Raw genomic sequence first — 14,345 nt, 5'->3', positions numbered from 1 at the left:
TCCAACTCACGCCTCTCCAATACGATATATTTTAATGGCCTTGGAATGCAACAAATCCGAAAGGGCCGCTGAGGACTGTTTATCAAATTTATACAATTGCGCAAAACTGAGAGAAAGAGTAGCAAGTGCATCATCCAATGCATTGTGATTTGGTGCTTCGGGTAAACCATATCGATGCCGGCAATTTTCAAGTGTGACTGCACCTTGCTTTACCATATCTTGGGTTTTATTAAGAAAATAAAGCTCTAGCAACATACTGTCAATGGTTGTAATTTCAATTTTAGGGATGCCGAGGTTATGTGCAACTCTGTTCAATACTTGCATATCTAAACTGGCATTATGCAAAACCCAAACATGCGAACTGGCAAATGCTTGCAACTGCCCAATCACCGTTTTGACATGCTCACCCTTTAGCAAGTCTCTCGCAGTTAAGCCATGTATAACCGGGCTTTGCTGCAAATCTCCCGAAGCACGAATAACAGTATAAAACGCCGAACTCAAATCAATACTGTGGTGCTCTCCCATAACCCAGCCGATAGACGTGATTTTAGCAATTTTTGTATCCAAGCTAGTAAGCTCTAAATCGATGGACAAAAGAGGTGTGTCCTTTATGCGCATTGATTTCCATCTATCAGGCAGGGTTGGCTGGCGTTTGAGTAGTTTGGAAAATAGTGAAACCATTACCCTATGCCACCAGAATATTTAAGCACTGCGGTTTGTTGTGCTCTGTGTATCGCCTGAAACGCAGCTTTCAATTGATGCTTTTCGATGGACGATAAATCACTCACACGAATAAAGTTATCTTGTACTTTATTATGGAGTTGATGACGCCACCTTAGTCGATTTAAAAATAACCAGATATCTTTTAAATTCTTAATATCTTCTGAAGAAACACCGCTATTTTCTGGTAATGCATTTAACCTGCCCACAGTCGACGGTATTGTAATTCCATTTGCCAGTGCGTGAATCCGCACTAAATTATTGATAATGGCAATGGCTGTGTGCTTCAAATCAATACTGTCTTTCACTTTCTTATCTTTTGCATAAACAAACTTTTGAAACATAGACAGCGGCACTGACCCTTCATTTGCTTGACGCGCTAAAGCGGCCAAAAACATAGATTGTTGAAACAATGTTTTGCGTTCTTCTTGCAAGCGCGAAAACAAGCTTAAATCGCCCGCCGCAGAACGAGCATCTAAGAAAATATTAAACGACAGCATAGCGTTAGGAGTCGGTTGGCGAACCCATGCTTTAGATTGTTCAATAGACGCTTTCAAAGACATGCGAAGCTTGGGATTTGATGCCATAATATTGCCATCACATAATTTTATGCCACATTTCCCCAATCCTAGACAAACGTATTTAGCCATTTTTTCAAAATATACAGCCTGCTCTTGATTTGGTTCATCGGCCAACAGTAAGGCATTGTCTTGATCAGATCCCATTGTTTGGTCTTCACGCGCTTGCGATCCATAAACCAACCAAGAATAAGGCATGGGCGCTTCGCCATTCTGCTGCTGAAAGAAGGTAATCAATTTACGCGTCATTACATCAGTAGCTTGGGAGAGTACTTTACCCACAATATCAAAATCGCCGGGACGCTTAGCACTAGAAGCAAAATAATGCGGCAATTGCCAAGAACAACGAGTGAGTTCGTACAGATTATTGGCTTTTGATATATCACTAATAACGAATAACACGTTGTTACGTTGTTGTTTGAAAATATCGGTTGCCGTGATCATACCAACCGGTGCATTAGTAATTTTATCAAGCACAGGCAAGTGATTAATGGATTTTTCATTCATCAAACAAACCGCATCAAATAAGGTTTTATTCTGAGTTAAATAGGCTGGATTTTCAGTCATTATTTGCCTTACCGGTAACTGCATATCGAGGCCGACTGCTACCACTCTGTTGCGCAAGTCACGGTCGGTTACTATACCGAGCAATTGATCATGTTCAATGATCAAAACTGATGATACGCGCTTTTGACTCATCAACGCCCCGGCACGTTGTATAGAGGCAGATTGTGAAATGGTAATAGGGAGTATTTCTATAATTTCAAATAGAGGCTTATGCAGCCACATCGAATTTGAGTCGGTCACCGCATCATGCTGCAAAACATCGTCTTTGGCCGCATTAAAAAACTGATTAATTCTGGGGTGCGACATGGCCTTATCAAACCACTCTTTTGGCATACAAAGGACAAGTCCAGGGCTGTCGACAGTAACATCAAGTTTATAGCTAACGTTATCCAATAAAGCAGCGTAGCCAAAGTAGTCACCGTCACTTAAATGCTTAAGTGCACCGTCACAATCCTTGACCGAAAACTGGCCGCTTTGAATCAAGTAAAGTGAGTTTTTATGCGTCGAAAGCATCTCTTGCTGGTTCTCAGCCGCTAAGTAAATAATATGAGAATGTCGAGCAATAGCATGAAGCTGTTCGATATCTAACATATCGAAGGGACCTGACTGTTGAAGAAAATCAGTCACCTGCTGGGGTACAGCATGCATAAATAACTCCTTATTGAGGTAACAAGTATAAGTACATTAATAAGCAAGGGGTTGTAGTTTACAGTGATAAAAAAGCCCAGCATAGCTGGGCTTTTGAATATTACATCATACTAGTGAGCTTGTGCTTCACCAGCCCCTTTAGGGAACCGAATACTTTCAACAAGATCTTGGATTTCTTGCGGTGCATCATCCGTAAACTTGAATACTACGAAGGCAACAGCAAAGTTTATTATCATACCGATAGTACCAATTCCTTCTGGAGAAATTCCGAATAACCAGTTATCCGGTTGGTTCATTTCAGGACTAACAAACTTAAAGTAGATTATATAAGCAGCCGTGAATACGATACCTGTAATCATGCCAGAAATAGCGCCTTTATCGTTCATACGCTTACTGAATATACCCATAATGATTACTGGGAAGAAACTGGAAGCAGCAAGACCGAAGGCAAAGGCGACGATGGCGGCCACAAAGTCTGGCGGATTTATGCCAAAGTAACCGGCTATTAGAATAGCTACCCCCGCAGCAATACGCGCTGACAGTAGCTCTTTCTTATCCGAAATATTTGGCATCAAGTTTCGTTTGAGTAAATCATGCGAGACCGACGTGGATATTACCAATAGCAAACCTGCAGACGTTGACAGCGCAGCAGCAACGCCACCAGCAGCAACCAATGCGATTACCCAAGCTGGTAAATTCGCAATTTCTGGGTTAGCCAAAACCATAATGTCACGGTCAATTGTCATCTCGTTACGCTCATCGCCTGAGTAGAACATTTTACCGTCGCCATTTTTATCGTCGTGCGAGATAAGGTTGGTTTTTTCCCAATTCTTAATCCAGCTTGGCGCTTCAGCATAGGACATACCCGTACCGTCAGGACCATTAATAGTTTCAATCATGTTCACACGAGCAAACGACGCAAGTGCAGGAGCAGTGGTATAAAGGATAGCAATAAACGCTAAAGCCCAACCCGCACTCTTACGCGCATCACTTACTTTAGGTACAGTAAAGAAACGAACAATTACGTGAGGTAAACCGGCAGTACCGACCATTAGAGCAAAAGTAATACAGAAAATATCTAAATACGATTTAGTATTTGAAGTGTATTCATTAAAACCTAAGTCGGTTGACAACATATCTAGCTTTTCGAGTAAAAACATACCCGAGCCATCAGATAATGTGGCACCAAAACCAGTTTGAGGCAGTACGTGACCTGTCAACATGATTGAAATAAAGACTGCCGGAACTATATAGGCAAATATCATGACGCAAAATTGAGCCACTTGGGTGTAAGTGATCCCTTTCATGCCGCCAAGTACTGTGTAGAAAAAAACCACACCCATACCGATAACAACACCCAGCCATAACTCAATTTCTAAGAAGCGACTGAAGACAACACCAACGCCACGCATTTGACCAATTACGTATGTAAAACATACGAAAATGGCACAAATTACTGCAACCGTTCTGGCTGTTTGCGAGTAATAACGATCACCGATAAAATCTGGCACTGTAAATTTGCCAAACTTACGCAAATAAGGAGCCAATAAAAGTGCGAGAAGCACATAACCCCCGGTCCATCCCATCAAATAAACTGCGCCATCGTATCCCATGAAAGAGACCAAACCTGCCATAGAGATGAAAGACGCTGCTGACATCCAATCAGCTGCCGTTGCCATACCATTCAATATTGGATGAACACCACCACCAGCAATATAGAAGTCATTAGTTGTTCCGGCACGTGCCCAAACGGCAATGCCCATATAGAGCAAAAATGATGCCCCAACAATGATAAATGTTAATACTTGTACGCTCATCAGTTATTCCTCTTCCACGCCGTATTTTTTGTCTATGGCATTCATTTTCTTCATGTAGATGAAGATAAGTGCAACAAACACGTATATTGAGCCTTGTTGTGCAAACCAAAAACCAAGTTTAAACCCGAAAAACTGAATTTGATTCAGTACCTCAACAAAAATAATACCGGCGCCAAACGAGACGACGAACCATACAATTAGAAGTTTAAACAGGAGAGATAAATTCTCGTTCCAGTAAGCCTTCTGATCCCCTTCATTTTTAAAAGCCATCTTTACGTTCCTCACCAAGTTAATAAGATGTATTTGTTTAACATTTTGCTAACGTAAGCCTTTGCTGTCAGTGATGTTGACTTGTATTTTTATACAAATTTGAGCCAAACCACTGCAAAACCTGACATTAACATTGTTAGGGGTACTGTATCTCTTAGCTAAAAAAGGTAAAATGAGACGATGGTCTTAGTGGTCTTAGGCCACTGATAGAATATGATACAGTTTGAATTGTTAATTTTTTGTTAGGAAAATACATGTCGTTTGGATGGCTTGCACTCGCACTAATTTATCTTTGTTTGTTATTCTGGATTGCCAAATGGGGTGATCGCAATACACCGACATCCCGATGGCTCACGTCAAATCCACTGGTCTATTCGCTTGCGTTAGGCATTTATTGCACAGCATGGACATTTTTTGGTGCCGTGGGTCAAGCGAGTCGAGACAACTGGTTATATTTACCTATATTGTTAGGCCCCATTATTGTTTACTTGGTGTTTTATCGGTTTATTCGTAAATTGATATTGGTTAGCAAAAAACAGCACATTAGCACCATTGCAGACTTTATTAGCGCTAGATATGGCAAACGTCAAATTGTAGCTCTGCTGGTTACAATCATTGCCCTGCTTGCGACTATTCCTTATATCGCTTTGCAATTAAAGGCCATTGGCTCCTTATTTACTTCTATCTCTGAACAGCAACACTCAAGTCTGGTTGTGCTTATCGCAACCGTCTTTGTCGCTGTTTTTGCCATGTACTTTGGTACTAAAAATACGGATGTAACGGAGTATAGACGGGGCTTAATGCTCGCCATTTCTTTTGAGTCATGTATCAAATTGCTTGCTCTCGTGTTGGTTGCAATTGTTGCATATCAATACTACGAATCGAATCCAAGCAATGATATCTTCGTTGATTTCAAAACTGATGCCGCAATCGATACATTTTATTCATTCACATTTTGGGCACAAACACTGATGGCAGCGGCTGCCGTTATTTGTTTACCAAGACAATTTCACGTTGCCGTTGTTGATAACTTAAACCTAGATCATCTCAAACAAGCACGCTGGGTATTTCCATTGTATTTATTCATTATTGCTTGCACTATTCCAGTTATTGCTGCCGCGGGTGATGCTATTTTTAGCCAGTCGAACATAAATGCCGACAACTATGTTTTAAGCCTGGCGCTATTGTCTGATTCTCTCTTATTGGAAATAATCGTCTTCATCGGCGGTTTGTCCGCCGCAACCGCAATGATCATCGTCGCCACGCTTACTCTGAGCACCATGATTACCAATGATGTTGTTTTACCTAAAGTACTTAAACGCATATCGAATGTAAAAACCAATAAAATTAAACGCATAAAGCTGCTGCGCCGAATCATTATTTTTCTTATTTTGACCCTCGCTTTTTTATACCAACAACAAATGACCCGTGACGCGAGCTTAGCTTCCATTGGTCTATTAGCCTTCTCCCTAGTAATTCATTTATTACCCCCCATTGTTGGCGGCCTTTATTGGAAACGCGGTCATGCACATGGTGTTTACGCCGGATTAACAGCTGGAATTGTGGTTTTTTTAATGTGGTTAATGTTGCCAATATTAGGTGGTTCGGGACCTGATATTGATCAATCAGAATTGTTAAGCAAAGGTGCTATGGTCAGCTTATTGGCAAATATCATTGCTTACATTACCTTCTCGATGATTACCAATTCTCGCTTAATTGACCGTATACAAGCCGAAGCTTTTGTGTCACCTGCGGACGTGCAATCGCCCTTAGCAACTGCACCTCCCCTCAGAGTAACAGTTGAAGACTTACACACATTAATTGCTAAGTTCAGCGGAGTTGAACGCTGTGAACAGCTGTTTGACGACTATTCAAGACGCACCAATATCGACGTAAAAATGCACGATTCTGCCAACGAAGAATTCCTCTCATTTTGTGAACGCGCGCTGGGCGGTGTGGTTGGTTCTTCAAGCTCAAAAGCTTTAATTGACAGCTTGGTAAGAGGCAAAAAGCTGGATATTTCAGAGGTGGTTAACTTCTTTGAAGAAAATGCACAAGCCGTCGAATTTAATATCAGTGCCTTAATGACCTCGCTTGAAAATCTAGAGCAAGGTATCAGTGTTGTCGACAAAAACCTCAATTTAGTCGCTTGGAACAAACGGTATAGTGATCTGTTCCATTTTCCGCTGGACATGTTATCAATTGGTGTGCCAATAGAGGAATTGATCCGCTATGACGTGGCGCATAGCGATGGCCCTCCGAATAAGATTGAAAACCGAGTTCAAAAACGAATTGAGCGCCTTAAATCAGGCCAATCGCATAAATTCACACGTAAACGTGATGATGGCAGGGTCATCGAAATGATTGGTAACCCTTTGCCAGGCGGTGGTTTTGTGACAAGTTTTCATGACATTACAGATCACGTTGAGTTACAGCAAGCCTTAAAAGAAACAAATATTTCGCTCGAGCAACGCATTCGTAAAAGGACTGAAGAAGTGCATTCAATTAATGCCGAACTGCGGCTAGAAATTGAACGCCGTAATGGCGCTGAAAAAGACTTAATCAGAGCGCGTAAAGAAGCTGAGGATGCCAACGCAAGCAAGTCTCGGTTTCTTGCCTTAGCGAGTCATGACGTACTCCAGCCCTTAAACGCGGCTAAGCTTTATTTGTCAGCATTGCAAGAAACTAAACTAGACGATGACACCACTAATATCATTAATAAACTGAATGACTCGGTAGTTTCAAGCGAAAACTTGATTAGCACTATTCTGGATATTTCACGACTTGATCAAGGTGAATTAAAACCCTTCATTGAAACCCTAAATGTGATCGAGATCCTGACGCCCATTATCAATGAAATGAGTATGACGGCGACAGAAAAACGCTTGATATTTAAACATAATGTACAAGACGTGTGGATAAGTGCTGACCGAACTTATGTTTATCGCATTGTACAAAATTTAGTTTCCAACGCTGTGAAATATACCCAAACAGGCACTGTCTTATTGACAGCTAGAAAACAAAAAAACAAAGTCGTTGTCGAGGTTAGAGATACCGGCATTGGTATACCTAGGATTCAGCAAGCTGCCATTTTTAGCGATTTTTATCGTGTGGGAAATAGCAATGAACAAGGTATAGGACTGGGTTTAGGTGTAGTGAAACGGCTTTCACAACAACTGCAATGCACCGTTAAGGTTATGTCTGAGGAAAACAAAGGAAGCTGTTTTTCGATTATGTTTAATTTAGTCGATGCGCCAGAGTTTGCAGGTGTCGTTGCGTACAGAGCCACGTCCGTATTTAGTGGATTACGTATTTTGTGTGTTGATGATCAGCAAGAAAACTTGGATGCCATGCAAACATTATTGACCAAATGGGGCATAGAAGTTCAAACAGCACAAGATTTTGAACAAGCGGTGATAGTCGCCCAACACTTTTTACCACAAATTATACTTGCCGATTATCATCTTGGTAACGGTCCAGATGGTTTAGCCATTATTGAAGCGATTAGAGCTAAGTTAAACATGATCATTCCTGCATGTTTAGTGACGGCAAAGCGTGGTGATGATTTAATTAAATTATGTAAAGAGCAAGGCGTCAATTATCTAAGTAAGCCAATAAAACCAGCCAAGTTAAGAACATTGATACAGAGTATGACTAAGTTTATAAGAGCAGCGAAGGTGAAAACCGATTAAGTAGGCTTACGCCATTTTAGCGTTAGTGTTCACGCTATTTTGGGATTGCGGATTGCGGATTGGGATTGCTGATCACGCTAGCGTTGTTTGATATTCACTCGTCGAAATAGAGCGACTGAGCTTAAACAGAACCCTGTTTTACAGTTTATTGAAGATTTTTGCATTTTTGCTCAAACCCTCAATATTTTTATTTAAGCAATTTGACTCTACTTGTGAATAGAATTTAGCGCTATTTATCAGCGCTATTTATCAGCGCTATTTATGAATAACCTTTAACGCTATCGATGTAAAACGCACATTTTATTGCCCGCAGGGTCGCGTAAATAAGCGAGATACAGCTTCTTGCTGCCACCTTCACGCCAGCCAGGAGGATCTTCACAGTCAATACCACCGTTTGCTAGACCAGCTGCATGCCAAGCGTCAGCTAGCTCAATTGTTGCGGCAGCAAAACCAATTGTCATGCCATTACCATGACTCGCAGGTTCACCATCAATCGGTTTACTTATTGAAAAAATACCTGTGTCGGTAAAGTAGAAGCAACGGCCCTTTTCATCAATAACACCGGGCTCGTGACCCAAAACACCTAAAATAGCATCGTAAAACTGTTTTGATTGTTGAATATCGTTAGCGCCCAACATGATATGGCTAAACATGTAAAAGTCCTTTAAAAATTAATGAACCCTGAGTGTACTACAGGTTTATCAAAAGCAGTACGCGGTCTTAATCGCAGTTGGTCCATAAGCAGGGCAAATAGATGTCGCAAATTCACTGCAGCCTATATTGGCCATAGGCCCATATAAGCAGGCCCATCTCGTTCATTTATATCACTCCCCTATTCAATTCTCTAATACTTGATAATTCATAATTGTGCTTGGTATTGCTCACCATTATTGTTTTTAATGGTAATACAACACTAATTCATATTGCGGCGAAACATGCTAACTACTTTTATAGACGTACCTATTCCAGAGCCAGGCACAGTGCAAAAAGTGGCTCCAGACATCTTTTGGTTGCGCATGCCGTTGCCATTCGACCTAGACCACATTAATTTATATTTGGTAGAAGATGGTAACGACGGATATGCCTTAATTGATACTGGTATTGGCACTAGTCGTGTTGAAGAATTATGGGATGTCCTGCTGGCTAAATTAGAAAAGCCCATTAGCAAAGTAATTGTCACTCATATGCATCCTGATCATATCGGAATGGCTGGATACTTAGTTGAAAAATTCAGAGTGCCGCTATACATGAGCCATTCCGAGTATTTTGTTGCTAGAGCTATATCGGCCGGTGGTAGAGGCGCTTCACACTGGCAGGATGATGAGTACTTGGTGCGCTGTGGGATGTCTGCAGAATACGTAGAAAAAACAAAACAAAATCGCAAAGAAAACAAAGGCGTTGGTCAGGTTATTCGTCCTATTCCGCTGCAGTATGAATGTTTAAGAGAAGGTGATTCAATTAGTATTGGCGATGATCAGTGGCGGGTCATGATTGGACGCGGACATTCACCGGAACATGTGTGTTTATATAGCGATAAAAGAGGGATACTTATTTCTGGCGACCATGTATTACCTGGTATTTCTCCTAATATAGGCGTTTACAGTACCGAGCCCAACGCAAATTCATTAGATCTTTATTTAACTACATTACCGCAATTTTTAACATTGCCAGCAAATACGCTGGTGTTGCCCTCGCATAAACAACCTTTTCATGGTTTGCACACACGCGTAAATGAACTCATTGAGCATCACCATGCCCATTTAAGACGTTTGCGTGAATTTTGTCAGCAGGAAAAAACTATAAACGATTGTTTGCCTGTATTATTTAAACGTAAACTCAATCCGCATAATATGTTTTTTGCCGTTGCCGAAGCTTTTGCACATCTTAACTATTTATATTTTGCAGGTGAGTTTAGTCGAGAAATTAATGCACAGGGGCAGCTCATATTCAAGGCAGAAACCAAGCTGTGAGAAAGGCCCTTAATGGCTTGTATTTAAAGTGACGAAGTAGCTATTTTATTGGCGGCTCGAGTTGCAGCTCACTGGCTATTAATACGGCTTGTGTACGATTGTTAATACCCAGCTTTCTAAATATTGCGGTGACGTGAGCTTTCACCGTAGCCTCGGCAATATCTAAATTGTAGCCAATTTGTTTATTGAGTAAGCCGTCTCGCATGTAACATAGCACGTTGTATTGGGCAGGTGTCAAACTAGCCACATTTTCAGCTAATTCAGAGAAGTGTTCGTCCATCTGCTCAATTTGCTGCCTCACGCTCTCTGGAACCCAAATATCACCCTCTAACATCGCGTTTACCGCATCACTTATGTTTTGTGCACTGGCGGTTTTGGGGATGAAACCCATAGCACCAACACCGACCACTTTAGAAATTAACGACACATCTTCGGTTCCAGATACAACCGCAATAGGAAGATCAGGGAATGTTTTTTGGATATGTAATAATCCAAATAAATCACTACTTCCTGGCATATGTAAATCAAGTAATAATAAATCAATAACGTGCTCATGCAGCACCTTGACCGTTTCATTTAAATTGCCAGACTCAAGTATTTCCAGATCACTAAACGCCATACATAATGCCCCTTTCAGGGCATCACGGTATAGAGGATGGTCGTCTGCAATAAGCAAGGTTACCATACCAATTCCTTTATTTATTCAATCGCTCCGTTATGAGTGTATCAACAACAGAAGGATCTGCCAATGTTGATGTATCACCTAAGTTTTCATGCTCATTCGCTGCGATTTTGCGCAGGATGCGACGCATAATTTTACCTGAACGGGTTTTTGGTAATCCCTTAGTCCACTGAATTATGTCTGGCATAGCAATTGGGCTTAACTCGGTGCGAACCCATTTACGTATTTCAGCAGTGAGTTGGTCATTCACTTCAATGCCTTCGTTTGGCGTTATATAAACATAAATACCTTGGCCTTTTATGTCATGTGGATAACCCACAACGGCAGCTTCTGCGACGTCTGGATGCGCTACTAATGCACTTTCGATTTCTGCTGTACCGAGTCTGTGACCCGATACGTTAAGCACATCATCGACTCGTCCTGTAATCCAAAAATAATCATCTTCATCACGACGACAACCGTCTCCGGTAAAGTATACATTTGGGTAGGCGCTAAAGTAGGTTTCAATAAAGCGCTTATGATCGCCATATACCGTTCTAGCTTGGCTAGGCCAGCTATCTTTGATTACCAAGTTACCTTCACCAACACCCTCTATCTCATTCCCCTCGGCATCAAATAATGCAGGCACAATACCAAACATCGGACGCGTTGCTGAACCGGGTTTTAAGGCATGTACTGTTGGCATCGGCATAATCATAATACCGCCGGTTTCTGTTTGCCACCAAGTATCAATAATCGGACATCTACTTTGCCCAATAGTACGGTAATACCAATCCCACGCTTCAGGATTAATAGGTTCACCTACCGACCCAAGAATACGTAATGACGATAAATCACACCCTTCAACTGGCTTATCACCGTGCGCCATTAAGGCACGAATTGCTGTTGGCGCTGTATAAAGTGTGGTTGCTTTGTATTTTTCAACAATTTGCGCAATACGACGTACATCAGGATAGGTGGGTACACCTTCGAAAAATATTTGTGACGCACCATTCGATAATGGACCGTAAACAATGTAACTATGCCCTGTGATCCAGCCCACATCTGCAGAGCACCAAAAGACATCGTCTTCGCGGTAATCAAATGCATATTTAAATGTCATGGTCGTATATAACAAATAACCGCCGGTTGTGTGAACCACTCCTTTGGGTTGCCCGGTAGAGCCCGATGTATACAGAATGAAAAGTGGGTCTTCGGCATTCATTACTTCTGGCTCGCATTGAGCAGAGCAATCTTCAACAAGATCATGCCACCAAACGTCGACATCGTTTGTTTTAACTTCACCACCAGTTAACTTATGCACAACGACAGCGGTAATTGACGGACAAGCGCCATTGGCTAGGGCCTGGTCAACATTCGCTTTTAACGGCACTGAGCGACCCGCTCTGCGACCTTCATCACAGGTAATAACTACTTTAGCTTGGCTGTCATTAATACGGTCAGCAATCGCATTGGGTGAAAAGCCGCCAAAAATAACAGAGTGGATTGCGCCAATACGGGCACACGCCAACATTGCATAAGCAGCATGAGGCACCATTGGCATATAGAGCGCAACGCGGTCGCCTTTCTCAACGCCTAGTTTTTTCAAGCCATTCGCCAGTTTACAAACTTCGTAGTGAAGCTCTTGATAAGATACTTTTTGGCTATCACTGGGAGAGTCACCTTCCCAAAATAAAGCGGTCTTTTTAGCACGCGTCGCTAAATGGCGATCAATACAGTTGTAACTTACGTTCAATTCGCCATCTTCAAACCATTTAATCGAAAGCGTGGAAGCGTCAAACGTTGTGTTTTTAATAATGGTGGGTTTTTTATACCACTCAATCTGAGTCATCTGCTCAGCCCAAAACGCATCAGGATCATTCACCGACTGCTGGTACATCGTTTCGTATTGCTCTGGCGTAAGTAGCGTATTTTCTTTATATGACTCTGGGACTGGATAAAGCTTCTTGGCCGACATTGTATCGTCTCCGTATTTGAGGTTCTAAAAAATTATTCTGACTAATACCATCACAATAAACTTATATGGGCAAACCAAAATGAGACTTTGGTATGACCCGACAATGACATCTTATCAATTCACTGCGACTTTAGTCTGATAGACCATGCGCTAATTTGCAATTTGATTGATTTACGTAAAATTACATCCAGTTAACTACAAATTTACACACTATTAACGTTTTAGCACATGGATACGAATATGAAAAATTCAATATTAAAGTCTGCATTAGCGGTTTCTTTGGCTCTTGGCGTATCAGCGGTATCGATAAATGCGCAGGCCGACATGCTGGCAGGCACCGATGTAAAATTTAGCGGCTATATAAAAGTCGATGCGATGTTTAGTTCGTACTCAGATGGTTCATTAGGAACCCAGAGTATTGGCAGAGACTTTTATCTTCCTGGCCTCACGCCTGTTGGCGGCGCCAAAGAAGATACACAGTTCGATGCACACGTTAAACAGAGTCGCTTTCGTTTCACTACAAACACAAAAACAGAAGAGGGTGAGAGCATAACAGGCGTATTGGAATTAGATTTCTTAGTCACTCCAGGCGGCAATGAGAGGGTAAGTAATTCCTATGTACCACGCGTTCGTCACGCTTTTATTAGCTATAGTGGCTGGACAGTAGGTCAAACATGGACGACCTTCCAAGACGTAAAAACGCTACCTGAATCACTCGATTTTGTGGGTGCAACCGATGGTGTCGCGTTTGCTCGTCAAGCCTTGGTAAGATATAAAACGGGTGCTTGGGAGTTTGCGTTAGAGAACTCAGAAACGACTATCACTCCTTTTGGTGGCGGTGGACGGATCGTGTCTGATGACGATCCAGTTCCCGATGCGGTTGTTCGCTACACTCACACAGCCGATTGGGGTCATGTGTCAGTAGCGGGTATTATCCGTCAATTAAAATATGACGACACAGTTGCAATTGATGATTCAACGTCATCAACGGGTGTCAGCATTAACTCAAAAATCAACGTCGGAGGGCAAGATGATATCCGCTTATCACTTACAACCGGTTCAGGTTTGGGTCGCTATGTAGCATTAAATACGGTCAATGGTGCTGTACTAGATGCCAATGGCAACTTAGAAACGATTGATTCAACAGCCTATTCAGTTGCCTATCGCCATGTGTGGAATGCTAAAATGCGCTCAAATTTTAGCTATTCATCATTGTCAGTTGATAACGATGTTGCCTTTACCGGAACATCGGCGACTGCAAGTACCAGTAGCATAAGCGCTAACTTGTTATATTCACCCACCAAGAAAATTACCGTGGGTGGCGAGGTTAAGCAAGCGACCAGAGAAATTGAATCTGGTGCTGAGGGCGATATGACAAGAGTTCAATTCTCAATGAAGTACGCATTCTAAAGTTTATGTGCAATTGCATAATTTACCTCTTAAT

The 14,345-nt window shown here is 41.8% G+C and carries 10 protein-coding genes; 3 read left to right on the top strand and 7 right to left on the bottom strand.

The window, feature by feature from the left end:
• Positions 1-6: 6 nt before the first annotated feature.
• The 4 genes from G399_RS0111870 to G399_RS0111855 all read right to left on the bottom strand — a co-directional run bounded on the left by G399_RS0111870 (position 7) and on the right by G399_RS0111855 (position 4,600).
• The gene (locus G399_RS0111870; RefSeq protein WP_026843688.1) at positions 7-681 is read right to left on the bottom strand and encodes a 3'-5' exonuclease; all 675 of its coding nucleotides are present in this window, start codon (positions 679-681) and stop codon (positions 7-9) included.
• Positions 681-2,513, bottom strand: a complete 1,833-nt coding sequence (locus G399_RS0111865; RefSeq protein WP_006013841.1) for a putative nucleotidyltransferase substrate binding domain-containing protein — start codon at positions 2,511-2,513, stop codon at positions 681-683. Before G399_RS0111865 ends, G399_RS0111870 begins: the two co-directional genes overlap by 1 nt.
• A gap of 110 nt (positions 2,514-2,623) precedes the next feature.
• Positions 2,624-4,330, bottom strand: a complete 1,707-nt coding sequence (locus G399_RS0111860) for a sodium:solute symporter family protein (RefSeq protein WP_006013839.1) — start codon at positions 4,328-4,330, stop codon at positions 2,624-2,626.
• A gap of 3 nt (positions 4,331-4,333) precedes the next feature.
• A complete protein-coding gene (locus G399_RS0111855; protein WP_006013837.1) occupies positions 4,334-4,600 on the bottom strand; it encodes a DUF4212 domain-containing protein in 267 nt (88 codons plus the stop codon).
• A gap of 254 nt (positions 4,601-4,854) precedes the next feature.
• Between G399_RS0111855 and G399_RS0111850 the strand changes: the two genes are divergently transcribed.
• Entirely contained in the window at positions 4,855-8,292 is a 3,438-nt protein-coding gene (locus G399_RS0111850; RefSeq protein WP_006013835.1) for a PAS domain-containing hybrid sensor histidine kinase/response regulator, read from the top strand.
• 278 nt (positions 8,293-8,570) lie between these two features.
• Here the strand turns inward: G399_RS0111850 and G399_RS0111845 are convergent, their stop codons facing one another.
• Positions 8,571-8,945, bottom strand: coding sequence for a VOC family protein (locus tag G399_RS0111845; RefSeq protein WP_006013833.1), 375 nt, complete (start codon positions 8,943-8,945; stop codon positions 8,571-8,573).
• A 282-nt stretch (positions 8,946-9,227) separates the two neighbouring features.
• Here G399_RS0111845 and G399_RS0111840 point away from each other — a divergent pair, with 282 nt between their 5' ends.
• A complete protein-coding gene (locus tag G399_RS0111840; protein ID WP_006013831.1) occupies positions 9,228-10,262 on the top strand; it encodes an MBL fold metallo-hydrolase in 1,035 nt (344 codons plus the stop codon).
• Between the two features lie 40 nt (positions 10,263-10,302).
• On the opposite strand, the gene G399_RS0111835 is transcribed toward G399_RS0111840, so the two are convergent.
• Both G399_RS0111835 and acs read right to left on the bottom strand, forming a co-directional pair.
• Complete coding sequence (locus tag G399_RS0111835; protein ID WP_006013830.1) at positions 10,303-10,947, bottom strand: response regulator transcription factor; 645 nt, start codon at positions 10,945-10,947, stop codon at positions 10,303-10,305.
• Between the two features lie 10 nt (positions 10,948-10,957).
• The gene (gene acs, locus G399_RS0111830; protein ID WP_006013828.1) at positions 10,958-12,901 is read right to left on the bottom strand and encodes an acetate--CoA ligase; all 1,944 of its coding nucleotides are present in this window, start codon (positions 12,899-12,901) and stop codon (positions 10,958-10,960) included.
• A gap of 240 nt (positions 12,902-13,141) precedes the next feature.
• Between acs and G399_RS0111825 the strand changes: the two genes are divergently transcribed.
• Positions 13,142-14,311, top strand: coding sequence for a DcaP family trimeric outer membrane transporter (locus tag G399_RS0111825; RefSeq protein ID WP_006013826.1), 1,170 nt, complete (start codon positions 13,142-13,144; stop codon positions 14,309-14,311).
• The last annotated feature ends 34 nt before the right edge of the window (positions 14,312-14,345 follow it).

This window comes from Brumicola pallidula DSM 14239 = ACAM 615, from assembly GCF_000428905.1.
GTDB lineage: Bacteria > Pseudomonadota > Gammaproteobacteria > Enterobacterales > Alteromonadaceae > Glaciecola > Glaciecola pallidula.
The sequence above is the reverse complement of the archived record's forward strand: the minus strand, read 5'-3'. Positions and strand labels throughout refer to the sequence as shown.